The organism is Rubellimicrobium rubrum, from assembly GCF_006152115.1.
GTDB classification, from domain to species: domain Bacteria; phylum Pseudomonadota; class Alphaproteobacteria; order Rhodobacterales; family Rhodobacteraceae; genus Rubellimicrobium; species Rubellimicrobium rubrum.
The window spans coordinates 199,828-213,700 of the sequence record NZ_VDFU01000001.1; the positions used below are offsets into that span (position 1 = coordinate 199,828).

At 67.6% G+C, this 13,873-nt stretch carries 13 protein-coding genes; 9 read left to right on the plus strand and 4 right to left on the minus strand.

What is annotated here, in order from left to right; translation table 11 throughout:
- Nucleotides 1-138: 138 nt before the first annotated feature.
- The gene (locus FHG66_RS01035) at nucleotides 139-321 is read right to left on the minus strand and encodes a hypothetical protein (RefSeq protein ID WP_139074768.1); all 183 of its coding nucleotides are present in this window, start codon (nucleotides 319-321) and stop codon (nucleotides 139-141) included.
- A gap of 90 nt (nucleotides 322-411) precedes the next feature.
- Between FHG66_RS01035 and FHG66_RS01040 the strand changes: the two genes are divergently transcribed.
- A complete protein-coding gene (locus FHG66_RS01040; RefSeq protein ID WP_139074770.1) occupies nucleotides 412-1,221 on the plus strand; it encodes a response regulator in 810 nt (269 codons plus the stop codon).
- Nucleotides 1,222-1,287: 66 nt separating this feature from the next.
- Here the strand turns inward: FHG66_RS01040 and FHG66_RS01045 are convergent, their stop codons facing one another.
- Entirely contained in the window at nucleotides 1,288-1,824 is a 537-nt protein-coding gene (locus tag FHG66_RS01045; RefSeq protein WP_342777468.1) for a D-galactarate dehydratase, read from the minus strand.
- A 107-nt stretch (nucleotides 1,825-1,931) separates the two neighbouring features.
- Between FHG66_RS01045 and moaA the strand changes: the two genes are divergently transcribed.
- Genes moaA through FHG66_RS01060 form a run of 3 tightly spaced genes read left to right on the plus strand, consistent with a single transcriptional unit; the run spans nucleotide 1,932 to nucleotide 5,278 of the window.
- Entirely contained in the window at nucleotides 1,932-2,945 is a 1,014-nt protein-coding gene (gene moaA, locus FHG66_RS01050) for a GTP 3',8-cyclase MoaA (protein ID WP_139074771.1), read from the plus strand.
- A gap of 3 nt (nucleotides 2,946-2,948) precedes the next feature.
- The gene (locus FHG66_RS01055) at nucleotides 2,949-4,223 is read left to right on the plus strand and encodes a 3-deoxy-D-manno-octulosonic acid transferase (RefSeq protein ID WP_139074773.1); all 1,275 of its coding nucleotides are present in this window, start codon (nucleotides 2,949-2,951) and stop codon (nucleotides 4,221-4,223) included.
- On the plus strand, nucleotides 4,220-5,278 hold the full coding sequence (locus FHG66_RS01060) for a glycosyltransferase family 4 protein (protein WP_246082411.1): 1,059 nt from the start codon (nucleotides 4,220-4,222) through the stop codon (nucleotides 5,276-5,278). Before FHG66_RS01055 ends, FHG66_RS01060 begins: the two co-directional genes overlap by 4 nt.
- Here the strand turns inward: FHG66_RS01060 and FHG66_RS01065 are convergent.
- On the minus strand, nucleotides 5,268-6,434 hold the full coding sequence (locus tag FHG66_RS01065; protein ID WP_139074776.1) for a M20 aminoacylase family protein: 1,167 nt from the start codon (nucleotides 6,432-6,434) through the stop codon (nucleotides 5,268-5,270). The genes FHG66_RS01060 and FHG66_RS01065 overlap by 11 nt on opposite strands.
- A 185-nt stretch (nucleotides 6,435-6,619) precedes the next feature.
- Between FHG66_RS01065 and FHG66_RS01070 the strand changes: the two genes are divergently transcribed.
- The 5 genes from FHG66_RS01070 (at nucleotide 6,620) to FHG66_RS01090 (ending at nucleotide 12,539) form a co-directional block, all read left to right on the plus strand.
- Entirely contained in the window at nucleotides 6,620-7,645 is a 1,026-nt protein-coding gene (locus FHG66_RS01070; protein WP_139074778.1) for an ABC transporter ATP-binding protein, read from the plus strand.
- Complete coding sequence (locus FHG66_RS01075; protein WP_139074780.1) at nucleotides 7,638-8,726, plus strand: ABC transporter ATP-binding protein; 1,089 nt, start codon at nucleotides 7,638-7,640, stop codon at nucleotides 8,724-8,726. Before FHG66_RS01070 ends, FHG66_RS01075 begins: the two co-directional genes overlap by 8 nt.
- Nucleotides 8,723-10,441 (plus strand): peptide ABC transporter substrate-binding protein, encoded by a 1,719-nt coding sequence (locus FHG66_RS01080; protein ID WP_139074782.1) that lies wholly within the window; start codon nucleotides 8,723-8,725, stop codon nucleotides 10,439-10,441. The genes FHG66_RS01075 and FHG66_RS01080 overlap by 4 nt, the downstream gene beginning before the upstream one ends.
- A gap of 105 nt (nucleotides 10,442-10,546) precedes the next feature.
- Nucleotides 10,547-11,554 carry an ABC transporter permease gene (locus FHG66_RS01085; RefSeq protein WP_139074784.1) on the plus strand — a complete coding sequence of 336 codons (1,008 nt, stop codon included), beginning with the start codon at nucleotides 10,547-10,549 and terminating at the stop codon, nucleotides 11,552-11,554.
- Complete coding sequence (locus tag FHG66_RS01090; protein WP_139074786.1) at nucleotides 11,547-12,539, plus strand: ABC transporter permease; 993 nt, start codon at nucleotides 11,547-11,549, stop codon at nucleotides 12,537-12,539. Before FHG66_RS01085 ends, FHG66_RS01090 begins: the two co-directional genes overlap by 8 nt.
- Before the next feature lie 3 nt (nucleotides 12,540-12,542).
- On the opposite strand, the gene FHG66_RS01095 is transcribed toward FHG66_RS01090, so the two are convergent.
- Nucleotides 12,543-13,820 (minus strand): DUF3422 family protein, encoded by a 1,278-nt coding sequence (locus tag FHG66_RS01095; RefSeq protein ID WP_139074972.1) that lies wholly within the window; start codon nucleotides 13,818-13,820, stop codon nucleotides 12,543-12,545.
- Between the last annotated feature and the right edge of the window lie 53 nt (nucleotides 13,821-13,873).

Consider the following 13,873-nt stretch of genomic DNA (forward strand, 5'->3'; position numbering starts at 1 on the left):
CCAACTCGTCCCGCGGGTCGGCCGGCCGGGCCCCCGCTGCACCGTCGGATGGTCGTCCTTGCTGCGCGACCGGGCCCTCTGCCGCTTCCCGGGGGACGCGGCGCCCGGGTCCGTCGCGGGGACCGGACATCCTGGGCATCAGACGCCCAGCCGAGGCTGTTCGTCGCGCTGCGGGGAGAAGGACGGCTGCACCTGGCTCAAGCGGTTGAGAAGGACTGCAAAAGGTTGGGGCAACTCACCTTCGACGGGCGTGCCAAAGGCGCGGCGCAGGCTGTCGGCGGCCGCGGCTCCGCGCAGCTCGTGAGTCGAAAGCTCATCCATGTCGGGTAGAAACCTTTCCCTCTTCCCTTTCCGAACCTAAATCTCGGGCCTAATGTTTGGTTCCAACGCAATTCAGGGACGTCCCATCACATGAGCACGAACGCCGCACCCGACCTGTCCGCCATGATCGGGTCCGAGCTCCCCTATCTGCGCCGCTACGCCCGCGCCCTGACCGGCAGCCAGTCGAGCGGCGATGCCTATGCGCTGGCCACGCTGGAAGCGATCCTTGAGGAACCGGAACTGTTCGAGACAGGCGTGAACCCCCGCGTGGCGCTGTTCACGGTCTTTCACACGATCTGGCAAAGCTCGGGCGCGCCGGTGGACGAAGGCGAGACCGGTCTCGCAAAGGCGGCGCAGCAGCACCTCGCCCGTCTCACGCCCAACACCCGCGAAGCGCTCCTTCTCGCTACGGTCGAGGATTTCAAGCCCGAAGAGATCGCGACCATCATGCGGACGGACGTGGACGAGGTCATGCACCTCATCGGTCGCGCCCGCGCCGACATGGAAGACAGCGTCTCGGGCCGCGTGATGATCATCGAGGACGAGGCGATCATCGCACTCGATCTTCAGAGCATCGTGGCGGACATGGGGCACGCCATCACGGGCGTGGCGCGCACACGCGACGCCGCGGTGAGCTTGGCCGGCATTGAGCGCCCGGATCTCATCCTCGCGGATATCCAGCTTGCGGACAAGTCGTCGGGCATCGATGCCGTCAACGACATCCTGTCGGCTGGCGGGGACATCCCGGTGATCTTCATCACCGCCTTCCCCGAGCGCCTGCTGACCGGCGAACGGCCCGAGCCTGCGTTCCTGATCTCCAAGCCCTACAGGGAAGATCAGGTCCGCTCGGCCATCAGTCAGGCCATGTTCTTCTCATCGACCGAATCGCTGCACGCCTGAGACTCGCACCTTTCCTCCGACGGCACGTAAGGGAACGGCCCGGGTCAGACCCGGGCTGTTCCGATTTCAGAAGCCATACACCGTCAGTTCCGGAAGACCAGTGAGTGGCGCGCCCAAGGCCCGCATGGCTTCAAGGCTGATCTGGCTACCCGATCCGGGCTCGCCGCCCGAGGGGCGAAGCTCCACCTCGACGGTCTGACCGTTGTACTCGATTCGCCCACGACCCGGCTCGCTCACCAGCGCGGTCTGCAGCCACAGGCCAGGGCTCGTGGGCGACCCCAGTGAGGCGACGGTGGTGCCAAGCTGGCCGGTCCGGGCCGGCCCGGGGGCCGCGGCGGGAATCGGGGCAGGCTCGCCGATCGCGATCCCCTCGGCGGCAGGAGGCGGCGACAAAGGGTCGAGAGGTTCGGATTGTATGGGCGCGGGCAGCGCGACCGGAGTGGCCAACGGCCCCCCTCCGTCCAGCGACGCGGGGCGCACGACCGGAGTCGTCGACTCGGTCACGGCCGAGGCGCCCGGACCATCGAGACCAGCCTCGTTATCCGTGCAAGCGGCGAAGGGAAGGAGGGCGAGAAGCGGGAGGAGGGAGATGCGGATGCTCATGACTGCGACGCTAGCCAAGCCGTGCAAGCCGTGCAACGCCCGCGAAAGGCTGCGCGGACCTCCGCCGCCGCTTGCGGCGGGTCGGCCTTCGGCCTAGGTGGGGAACCATGGACCCGCTTGTCGATCCCTTCGGCCGGTCGATCCGATACCTCCGGGTCTCGGTTACGGACCGGTGCGACTTCCGCTGCGTCTACTGCATGTCCGAGGACATGACGTTCCTGCCCAAAAACGAGATCCTGACGCTGGAAGAGCTCGACCGCCTTTGCTCGGCCTTCGTGCGGCACGGGGTCGAAAAGCTGCGCATCACCGGCGGGGAGCCGCTGGTCCGCCGCAACATCATGTCCTTCTTCGAGGCCATGGGCCGGCATCTCCGCTCGGGCGCGCTGCGCGAGTTGACGCTGACCACCAACGGCAGCCAGCTCGAACGCTTCGCTGCGGATTTGGCCCGCGTAGGAGTGCGTCGGGTCAACGTCTCGCTCGACACCCTGGACGAGGATCGATTCCGCAAGCTCACCCGCTGGGGCCGCCTGCCCCAGGTCCTGCGTGGCATCGAGGCCGCGCATGCCGCCGGGCTGCGGGTCAAGATCAACGCCGTGGCGCTGAAGGGCGACACCGAGGAGGAGATGTTCGATCTCGTGCAGTGGTGCGCGAAGGAAGGGCATGACCTCACCTTCATCGAGGTCATGCCGATGGGCGACATCGGTAACGAGATGCGGCTAGACCAGTTCTGGTCCCTGCGCGACCTGCGCGCCCGTCTGGCAGAGCGTTACACTCTTACCGACGTTACGGAACGGACCGGCGGTCCTGCAAGATACGTTCGGCTGGAGGAAACGGGCCAGAAGATCGGCTTCATCACGCCGCTGTCCCACAACTTCTGCGAATCCTGCAACCGGGTGCGCCTCACCTGCACCGGGCAGCTTCACACCTGTCTGGGACAGGAAGGAGCGTCGGACCTGCGCGCAAGCCTTCGGGCATCCACCATGGACGACGCCGTGCTGGACGACGCCATTCGCGCCGCGATCCGCCTCAAGCCCAAGGGGCACGACTTCGACTATTCGCGCGGCGAGGCGGGCGTGGTCGGGGGCCGGATCAGCCGTCACATGAGCCACACGGGCGGCTGAGCCTTGCCGGACGCCCTGCCCTGGCCCGCGCCGCTGTGGCTCTACGGCTGGGTCGCCGACGGCCTGCAAAAGACAGCCTACCGAAGAGTGGCGGAGCGGTTGGCCGAGCAGGGCGTCACGCCGGAGCGGCAGCGCGAACGACTGGGCCATGCGACGGCCCAGCGCCCGGCAGGGCGGCTCGTGTGGTTCCATGCGGCCAGCGTCGGGGAAAGCCTCTCCATCCTGCCGCTCATTGACGTCCTCCGGCAGCATGTGCAGGTGCTCGTCACCACCGTGACCGCCAGTTCGGCCGAGGTCATGGCCCGTCGCGTAGCCCCCGAAGTCATCCACCAGTTCGCCCCGCTGGATGCTGCGGGGCCAGTCCGGCGCTTTCTCGATCACTGGCGCCCCGATCTGCTCGTGGTCGTCGAGAGCGAGATCTGGCCCCAGACCCTGCGCCTGGCCGGTCTGCGGGGCATCCCTCTCGTCCTGATGAACGCGCGTCTTTCGCCGCGGTCCATCCGCGCCTGGAGCCGTTTGCCGCGCAGCGCGCGGGCCCTCCTCCGCCGCTTCGACCAAATCGTCGCCCAGACCGATACGATGTGCGATGCCCTGCTGGCCTTGGGCGCGGACCCGGCGCGCATTCGGGTGGGCGGCAATATGAAGGCTTCGGCACCGCCGCCGCCCGACGCTCCGGAAGAACGGGCGCGACTGAGCACAGTCCTGGGTGATGCTCCGGTCTGGGCCGCCGTGTCGACCCACCCGGGCGAGGAAGAGACCGTGCTGGCCGCTCACGTCCGGCTGCGGCAGACACGACCAGACGCCCGGCTCATCTTGGTCCCGCGTCACCCGGACCGGGCCGAAGAGATCGTCCGGCTCGTCGACGGCCATGGTTTGGGCTGGACGCGCCGGAGCACGGGCGGGCTACCCACCATGGCGGTCCATCTGGCCGATACGCTGGGCGAAACGGGACTTTGGTTCCGGCTCGCGCCCGTAGTGTTCCTCGGGGGATCGCTGGTGCCGGTCGGCGGCCACAACCCTTGGGAAGTGGTGCAGTGCGGCGCGGCGCTGTTGATCGGACCTCTTCGTGAAACGGTCGAAGCCGACCTGGCCGAGTTGGAGGCGGCAGGCGCGGCCTGGACCGTGCGGGGGACCGAAGATCTGTCGAGAGCCGTCTCTGACCTTTGGAGCGATCCGCTAAGATTGGAGACGATGCGCAAGGCGGGACGGAGCATGGCTCTGGCGCAGGTGGGCGGGACCGAAGACATCGCGCGCGAACTCTTGGGGATGATCGGTTGACCCGGAACCTGAGGGACCCGGCGCAGGTCCAGGTCATAGCACCCAACTTCAAGAAGCGGCTGTCGGGCGTGACCTCCACGGTGTTTCGCCTGGTGCCGGTCCAGGCGGGCGATCTGGCAGTCGTGGTCACGGGGCCGGCGATCCCCGACGACCTGCCGCAGGTCCGGCTGCGCGACCTGCTGCTGATGCCCAAACACGGCCCGGACGGCCCCAGGGTCTGGCACGCGCGGCGCAACCTCGAGATGCTGGGTGGCTTGGCGCTGCGGGTGCTGGGCAAGGATCTGCGGCTCGTCTTCACCTCGGCCTCGCAGCGCCGGCACACCGGCTTCACGAAAGCTCTGATCCGGCAAATGGACGCGGTGGTGTCCACCTCGGCCAGGACCGCGGCCTATCTGGAACGGCCCTCGGTCGTCGTGCATCACGGCATCGACGTGGAGGCGTTCCGGCCCGTCCCTGACCGCGCCGCCCTACGGGCCACGCTGGGACTTCCTTCCGGGCCGCTCGTGGGTTGCTTTGGACGCGTCCGGGCGCAAAAGGGCACCGACCTGTTCGTCGATGCAATGATCGCGGTGCTGTCACAACGCCCTGACGGTGGCGGGATCATCCTGGGCCGCGCGACTGCCGAGCATCGGGAGTTCCAGCGGGGGCTGGAAACGCGCATCGCGCAAGCCGGCCTGTCGAACAGACTGCGCTTCATGGGCGAGGTGCCCGTGGGTGAGATCGCGCAGTGGTATCAGGCGCTCGACCTTTTCCTCGCGCCGCAGCGCTGGGAAGGGTTCGGCGTCACCCCCATCGAGGCGATGGCCTGCGGGGTGCCCGTGGTCGCGACCCGCGTCGGCGCCTTTGAGGAACAGGTGGTGGATGGGGCGACAGGCCTGCTGATTCCGCCCAACGACGCCCAAGCCATGATCGCCACCCTGCACGGGGCCTTATCGGACCCTGCGCGCCTGGCCCTCTGGGGGACGGCTGCGCGGGACCATGTCGTCGCGAACTTCCGCATCGAGGCCGAGGCGGCGCGCCTCAATGCCCTTTATCGCGAGCTTCTCAGGCGCTGATCGGCATCCGGGCCTCGGCCATGCCAGCAAGCCAGGAGCAGCCCGCCGGGATCGCCTCGTCGTTGAAGTCGTATTCGGGATGGTGGACCGGCGCGGTCATGCCGTTGCCCAGGAGGATATAGGCCCCCGGCCGTTCCTCCAGCATGTAGGCGAAATCCTCTCCGCCCATCACCAGCGGAGCCTCGTCGCAGGAGCCCGAGACCGCCGCCGCAACCTCGCGGGCAAAGTCCGTCTGCGTCTCGTGGTTCGCCATCACGGGATAGCCGCGATGGTAGGAGACGCGGGCCGAGGCGCCATAGGCCAGCGCCGTCGCCTCGGCGATGGCCTTGACCCGCGTCTCGGCCAAATCGCGCAACTCTCGCGACATCGTCCGTACGGTGCCGCGCAGCGTGACGCGCGACGGGATCACGTTGAACGCCTTGGACGAGGACTCGATGGAGGTGACCGACACGACGATCTGGCTCACGGGGTCGGCGTTGCGGCTCACGATGCTTTGCAGCGCGAGCACGAGGTGCGCAGAAGTGACGGTCGGGTCCACCGTTTCCTGCGGCTTGGCCGCGTGGCCCCCCTTACCCTCGACCACGATTTCGAAGGTATCGGTAGCGGCAAAGAAGGTGCCCGCGCGGATCGAGAAGCTGCCCACCGGCCGTCCGGGCCAATTGTGCATGCCATAAACCTCGGTCACGCCCCAGCGGTCCATCATGCCGTCGGCGCACATCTCGCGGCCACCGCCGCCGCCCTCCTCGGCGGGCTGGAAGATGACCAGCACGGTTCCGTCGAAGTTCCGCGTCTCGGCCAGGTACTTGGCCGCGCCCAGCAGCATCGCCGTATGTCCGTCATGCCCGCAGGCATGCATCGCGCCGGGCGTCTTGGAGGCATGGGGCAGACCCGTCGCCTCCAGGATCGGCAGAGCATCCATGTCGGCGCGCAGGCCGATCACGCGGCCCGACCCGGTCTCGCGCCCCTTAATGACGCCTACGACGCCGGTCCGGCCGATGCCCTCGACGACCTCATCGCAGCCGAACTCCCGCAGGCGTTGGGCCACGAGCGCCGAGGTGCGATGGGTTTCAAACAGGATCTCGGGGTGTTCGTGGATGTCGCGACGCCAGGCGGCGATCTCAGGCTGCATCTCGGCGAAGCGGTTCTTGGGCGGCATGGGACGGCACCTCCTTGGCTGACGGGATGTTGCCCCCGGGTGGACCGGGGGGCAACCCCACCTCCCTGACCGCCGCCACGTCACGCCAGGATAAGGGGTTGCCGGACAAGTGGAGGATGGTAGCGTGGGGCACCCAGCAAGCGGCCACAGGGCCCGACACGACAAAGACCGGGGAGGCCTGCCGCATGCCCGACGGGGCACCGCCCATCCTGGAAGTCCGGGACCTCAGGACAGTTTTCCGCCTCCGGTCGGGCGACGTCCATGCCGTCAACGGGGTATCCTTCGACCTTCGCGAGGGCGAGCTTCTGGGCGTCGTGGGCGAATCCGGGTCAGGCAAGTCGGTCACCATGATGTCGCTCTTGGGCCTCCTGCCTTCGCCGCCTGCCGAGGTCTTGGGTGGTCCCGTGACCTTCGAGGGCAAGGATCTCCTGCGCGCCGGCCCCGAGGCGATGCGGGCGGTCCGCGGTGGGCGGATCGGCTTCGTCTTTCAGGACCCGATGACGTCGCTCAACCCGGTGTTTACGGTGGGCTTCCAGATCATGGAGCCGTTGCGAAAGCACCTGGGACTCGGCAAGCGCCAGGCCCGTGCGCGGGCGGCCGAGTTGCTGGCGTTGGTTGGCATCCCCGACGCGGGACGCCGGCTTGACGACTACCCGCACCAGTTCTCAGGAGGCATGCGCCAGCGGGTCATGATCGCCATCGCGCTGGCCTGCGACCCCAAGGTGCTGATCGCCGACGAGCCCACGACCGCTCTCGACGTCACGATCCAGGCCCAGATCATCGAACTGATGCAGGAGCTTCGGCAGAAGATGGGCATGGCGGTGATCTGGATCACCCACGACCTGGGCGTGATCGCGGGCATCGCCGACCGGGTGATCGTGATGTACGGCGGCCAGATCGTGGAGCATGCTCCGGTGGACGCGCTGTTCGCGAATCCCCGGCACCCCTACACGCAGGCCCTCCTCACCACTGTCCCCAAGGTTCAGGGCGAGCGGGTGCGCCGCCTTGCCGTCATCGACGGGCAGCCGCCGATCCTGGGGCAGTTCCCGGACGAATGCACGTTCCGTGACCGTTGCCCCTATGCCTTCGATGTCTGCCACCGCCTCAATCCCCAGCGCTATCCGGTGGGCGAGGGGCACGACGCCGCGTGTTTCCTCAACGATCCGGGGCTTGCGCCACAGCGCCCTGTGCTGGAGGTCGTCGATGGCTGACGCCACCCGCCCGCTCCTGTCGGTCCGCGACCTCAAGATGCACTTCCCGATCACCGCGGGCCTGCTGCGCCGCCGCGTGGGCGCCGTGAAGGCCGTGGACGGGGTGAGCTTCGACATCCTCCCCGGAGAGACGCTGGGCCTCGTGGGCGAGTCCGGCTGCGGCAAGTCCACGACCGGACGCGCGGTCCTTCGGCTTCATGACATCACCTCGGGCAGCATCCGGCTGGACGGGACCGAGATCGGGCGGATGTCGCAATCCGCCCTCCGCCCGCTGCGCCCCCGAATGCAGATGGTCTTTCAGGACCCGCAGGCGAGCCTTGATCCCCGAATGACCGTGGAAGCGATCATCCGCGAGCCTCTGGACGAGCACACCCGCCTGTCCGCCAGGCACAAGCGCGACAAGGTGCTGGAACTGATGGACGCCGTGGGCCTGAACCGGCGCTTTGCCGGGCGCTTCCCCCATGCCTTCTCGGGCGGGCAGCGGCAGCGGATCGGCATCGCACGGGCGCTGGCTCTGAACCCCCGCCTCGTCGTCTGCGACGAGCCCATCGCCGCGCTCGACGTGTCGATCCAGGCGCAGGTCGTGAACCTCCTCGAGGACCTGCAGGAAAGGTTCGGCCTCACCTACCTGTTCATCAGCCACGACCTGTCGATGGTGCGCCACATCGCGACAAAGGTGGCGGTCATGTATCTGGGCCGGATCGTGGAACTGCAGGCGCGCGAAGGACTTTATCGCGACCCGCTCCATCCTTATACCCGCGCGCTCCTTTCAGCGGTGAACGAGCCCGATCCCGTCGCGGCGCGGTCCCGCAGGCGCATCGTCCTCAGGGGCGACGTTCCCTCGCCCGCGAACCCGCCCAAGGGGTGCAACTTCTGCACGCGCTGCCCGGACGTGATGCCGGTCTGCCGCGAGGTGGACCCCGCCACGCTGGAGGTCGGCCCCGGCCGCTGGGTGGCCTGCCATCTCCACGATCCCGCCGTCATGCGCGGGCAAACGACCCGTCCCTTCGGGACCATGGGCCATCGGGGACCGGGACCCAACCCGGCTCCGCTCGACACACCAGCAAGGAGCGCGACATGAGAGTGAAGACGGCCCTTCTGGGCGTCGCGTCGCTGGCCTTCGCCAGCCAGGCGATGGCCCAGTCGACGACCCGGGGCGAGGACGGCAACCTCAACATCTTGTTCTGGCAGGCGGTCTCGATCCTGAACCCCTACCTGTCCGGGGGCACCAAGGACGTGGAGGCCTCGGCCCTCGTGCTCGAGCCGCTGGCCCGCTACGACGAGAACGCGACCCTCATCCCTTGGCTGGCCGAGGAGATCCCCTCGCTTGAGAACGGCGGCGTGGCCGAGGACCTGACCTCGATCACATGGACCCTCAAGGAGGGCATCGTCTGGGCCGACGGCTCGCCCGTGACCGCCAACGACGTCGTCTTCACCTGGCAGTACTGCACCGCCGAGGGGATGGGCTGCGCCCAGGAAGGCAAGTTCGAGGGCGTCACGAACGTCGAAGCCGTGGACGACCGCACGGTCCGGATCACCTTCGGCGCGCCTACGCCCTTTCCCTGGGTGGCCTTCGTTGGCGGGCAGTCCCCCATCATCCAAGCCGCGCAGTTCGCGGATTGCCTTGGCGCGGCGGCAGCCCAGTGCACCGAGGCCAACACCAAGCCCATCGGCACCGGTCCGTTCCAGGTGACCGAGTTCCTGCCCAACGACGTCATCTCCTTCGAGGCGAACCCGAACTACCGCGACCCGGCCAAGCCCGCCTTTGCGACAGTGACCTTCAAGGGCGGCGGCGACGCAGCGGCGGCAGCGCGGGCAGTGCTGGAGACGGGCGAGTTCGACTATGGCTGGAACCTGCTTCTGGCCCCGGACGTGCTGGCCTCCATGGAAGCCGCCGGCCAGGGTCAGATCGTCTCGGCTTTCGGCACGAACGTCGAGCGGATCGAGGTCAACCTGACCAACCCCTCGCCCGACCTGCCCGAGGGTGAACGTTCGACCGTCGCGCATCCCCATCCGTTCCTGACCATCCCCGAGGTGCGCGAGGCGCTGTCGCTCGCCATCGACCGGCAAACCCTTGTGGATGTGGGGTACGGTGAGACGGGGCGGCCGACCTGCAACCTCGTCCCCGCACCCGAGATCTACAAGTCGGACGACGCCGAATGCGCTGCCGCCTATGACCCCGAGCGGGCCATGCAGCTTCTGGAGCAGGCCGGCTTCACGGACACGGACGGCGACGGTGTGCGCGAGAACGCGGACGGCCTGCGGCTCTCGATGCTCTACCAGACCTCCACGAACCGGGTGCGGCAGGACTTCCAGGCGCTCATCAAGGAATGGTGGGAGGAGATCGGCTTCGAGGTGGAGTTGCGGAACGTGGACGCCGCCGTCTACTTCGGCGGCGACCCGGCGAGCCCCGACACCATCGAGAAGTTCTACGCCGACGTGGAAATGTACGCGAACACCTTCGAGGGCACCGATCCGACAAGCTACCTTGCCGCCTATACCTGCGACAAGATTCCCTCGCCCGAGAACAACTGGCAAGGCCAGAACATGAACCGCGTCTGCGACCCGGCCTACGAGGAGATGCTCGCGCAGTTCCAGGGCACCGCCGATCAGGAAGAGCGGAGCCGTCTGGCCAAGGCGCTCAACTCCTACCTCACGATCGAGAACCACATCATCATCGGCCTCGTGGACCGTGGACGTGTGTCGGCCCACTCCAACACGCTGGGCGGCGTGCGGCTGAACACCTGGGATGCGGAGTTGTGGAACATCGCCGACTGGCACCGACTCGACAACTGACCGTGGCCGGACCCCGCCCCTGCCGGGCGGGGTCCTTCCCGGCGGGCGTCATCTGCCCTGCCCCCAGAGCGGCTGAGACCCGCGCCCCCGTTCAAGGTTCCCGTCGTGCTCACCTTCACGATCCGCCGCCTCGTCCTCGCGATCCCGACGCTTCTGTTCATCGCGCTAGTGATCTTCCTGCTGCTCGACATGGCGCCGGGCGATCCCATGGCGGACCAGCCGCTCACCATCCCGCCCGAAGTGCGCGAGGAGATGCGGCGCGCGCTCGGCCTCGACCAGCCGGTCTATGTCCGCTTCGGCCTTTGGCTGTACCAGTTCTTCGTGGTCGAGCCTTTGGTCGTGATCGACCACCTGTTCGGCACAGCCTACAGCGCCGGGCAGGCCCGCGTCATCTCCTGGCAGTTCAAGTCGCCGGTCATGGACATCATCGTGCAGCGCCTGCCGCAGACGCTTTGGGTCGTGGGATCGGCCTATATGCTGGGCGTGCTGATCGCGATCCCCATCGGCATCGTGTCGGCGGTGCGGCAGTACTCCGTCTTCGACCAGATTGGGACCTTCATCTCGATGGTGGGCTTCTCGGTGCCCACCTTTTTCACCGGGGTGCTGCTGATCGTGATCTTCTCGGTGAATCTGGGCTGGTTCCCGTCGATCTACGACACTCAGCTCCGGGTCACCGATTGGAGCAGCTTCGGCCAGCAGGTCCGCCAGATGGCGCTTCCGGTCTTCGTTTTGGCGCTCTTCAACGCCGCGCAGATCAGCCGCTACATGCGGGCTTCCATGCTCGACAACATGACCCAAGACTATGTCCGCACCGCCCGCGCCAAGGGGATGGACGAACGCACGGTCGTGCTGCGCCATGTCCTGCGCAACTCCATGATACCGGTCGTGACGGTGATCGCGCTGGGCGTGCCATCGGTCTTTGGAGGAGCCATCATCACCGAGCAGGTCTTCAAGGTGAACGGCCTTGGCGCGCTTCTGATCACCGCAATCAATGCCAATGACCTACCCATGGTGCAGACGCTGACCTTCATCTTCGCGGTGCTGATCGTGCTGTTCAACTTGGTGGCGGACGTGCTCTACGGCATCCTCGACCCAAGGATCCGCTATGACTGACGCCCCCGCCGCGGGCCCGTCCTCCGCAACCAAGATGCCCATGCCCGGCCCTGACGTCCGCTTGGCCGCCGCGGGGGCGAGCCAGTGGAAAGACGTCTGGCGCCAGTTCCGCACCCACAAGGGGGCGGTGCTGGGCGCCACGTTCCTTGTCCTCGTCACGCTGTTCTGCATTCTCGGGCCGTGGATCTGGCGCGTGGACCCCGGCGACCTCGACGTCCGCAACAAGGACCTCCGCCCTATCTACCACGCACTTTGGGACTCGGGGGCCAAGGTCGCCTGGGCGCACCCCCTGGGCTCGGACAACCTCGGCCGCGACCTGCTGGCTAGCCTGATCGCGGGGGGGCGGGTGAGCCTCGCCGTGGGCTGGACGGCGATGCTGCTGTCCATGGTCATTGGGACGCTGGTTGGGGTCCTGGCGGGCTACTTCTGGCGGCTGGACGGGGTTCTGATGCGCTTCACGGACCTCGTGCTGGCGCTGCCGCTTCTGCCGCTCCTCCTCGTGATGATGCTGCTGTTCCGCGACAGCCTGCGCGCGGCCTTCGGGCCCGAGATGGGGATCTTCCTCCTCATTGTGACGGGGATCGGCATCACCTCGTGGATGAACACGGCCCGCATCGTCCGCGGCGACGTCCTCGCTCTTAAGGAGCGGGAGTTCATTCTTGCTGCCCGGTCCATCGGCACGCCCGCACGGCGCATGATCCCGCGGCACATCCTGCCGAACGTCATGTCATCGATCATGGTCTCGGCGACGTTGGGCCTCGCTTCGGCCATCATCACGGAAAGCGCGCTCAGTTTCCTGGGCCTGGGCTTTCCGTCCGATTTCCCGACCTGGGGCAAGCTCCTGTTCGACTCCACGGACCGGATGGCCGACTTCCCGGAGCGGGTGATCTGGCCCGGCCTCGCCATCTCGCTTACCGTGCTGTCCGTCAACTACATCGGGGACGGGCTTCGCGACGCGTTCGACCCCCGCATTCGGGGGCGCTAGGCCTCAATGGTGCGCGCTGTCGTTCAGGCGACGGCGCGCCCAGCCCAATCCCAGCCAGACCGCCAGAACGACCAAGGGCGTCACCACCGCCGCGAGCAGGGTCTTCTCGATCAGATGGCTGAGCGGGCCGAGCAGATACAGCGCCAGCCCCACGGCGTAATAGCTGATCGCCACCACCGACAATCCCTCGACGGTGTGCTGGAGCCGCAACGCGAGGTCTGCCCGCCGGTCCATGCTTTCCAGAAGCCGCTGATTCTGGGCACTCCGCTCCACGTCCACCCGCGTCCGCAGCAGGTCCCCCGCACGCTTGGCCCGATCCGCCATGGCCTGAAGCCGCCCACGGGTCGAGGCCGCGGTCCGCATCGCCGGATCAAATCGCCGGGCCATGAACTCGGCCAGGGTCTGGAACCCATCGAACCGTTCCTCGCGCAACGCCTCGATGCGCTGGTTGACCAAGGCCTCATAGGCCTCGGTGGCGCCGAATCGGAAGCTCGATCGCGCCACGACCCCCTCGAGGTCCGCCGAAATGTCCAGAAGCGCGTGCAGCGCTTCCTCCGCCTTGCCCTGCCCGGCCATCTCGGCCACCAGCATCGTCAGGCGACGGTCCAACGTCCCCATCTCGGGCGACAGCGCACGGGCGCGGGCATAGCCCAGCATCGCCATGGCCTTGTAGGTCTCGATCTCGCATAGCCGCTGGATGACGCGGCCCACCCGCGCCCCGCTCACCCCTGGTCGGGCGAAGACGGCAAAGCGCATGTGCCCTGCCACATCGATCCGGAAATCGCCGGCCACGACCAGTTCATCGTCCACCACCCGCGAGACGGCGAGCGACTCGGGTACCAGCCAACTCTCGGCCTTGGTGGCAATCTCCGCGTCGCCCTCGGCCGTCTCGATCTGGATCAACGCCGACGTCACGCGGGCGCCCGGCGCGGCAGCCAGCCAGTCCGGGGGAAGCACGTCGAACATGGCGGGGTCGAACGGCCGACCGCCCGGCTCGGTCCCGATCACCGTGTAGGTCACGAACTCGGTATGGCTTTCCCATTTGAGCCAATGGCGCCCCAGGGGACCATACCAGTGCGTGGCGCCCGGCTGCGGATGCGCCGTTCCGAACCGGTCAAGCAGCATGAGCAGATGCGCCCGCTCGGCCTCACGGTCACGGGCGGCGGCGTCCTGGGGCGGTTTCAGCGCGACGAACACCGCCCAGCCCGGAGCCGAGGCCGTCGGAAAGGGCCGGGCGTGCAGTTCATTGGCGAGTTGGTAGCGGAGCGGATGGTCGGTCAGGTTCACGGGACCCCCAAATGCAAAACGGGGGCAGCCTAGCCGCCCCCGTCCGT

Coding starts and splice junctions, on each gene's coding strand:
- FHG66_RS01090 (WP_139074786.1), top strand. CDS start 11,547: ATGACTGACGCCCCCGCCGCGGGCCCGTCCTCCGCAACCAAGATGCCC.
- FHG66_RS01035 (WP_139074768.1), bottom strand. CDS start 321: ATGGATGAGCTTTCGACTCACGAGCTGCGCGGAGCCGCGGCCGCCGAC.
- moaA (WP_139074771.1), top strand. CDS start 1,932: ATGGACCCGCTTGTCGATCCCTTCGGCCGGTCGATCCGATACCTCCGG.
- FHG66_RS01070 (WP_139074778.1), top strand. CDS start 6,620: ATGCCCGACGGGGCACCGCCCATCCTGGAAGTCCGGGACCTCAGGACA.
- FHG66_RS01040 (WP_139074770.1), top strand. CDS start 412: ATGAGCACGAACGCCGCACCCGACCTGTCCGCCATGATCGGGTCCGAG.
- FHG66_RS01045 (WP_342777468.1), bottom strand. CDS start 1,824: ATGAGCATCCGCATCTCCCTCCTCCCGCTTCTCGCCCTCCTTCCCTTC.
- FHG66_RS01065 (WP_139074776.1), bottom strand. CDS start 6,434: ATGCCGCCCAAGAACCGCTTCGCCGAGATGCAGCCTGAGATCGCCGCC.
- FHG66_RS01080 (WP_139074782.1), top strand. CDS start 8,723: ATGAGAGTGAAGACGGCCCTTCTGGGCGTCGCGTCGCTGGCCTTCGCC.
- FHG66_RS01075 (WP_139074780.1), top strand. CDS start 7,638: ATGGCTGACGCCACCCGCCCGCTCCTGTCGGTCCGCGACCTCAAGATG.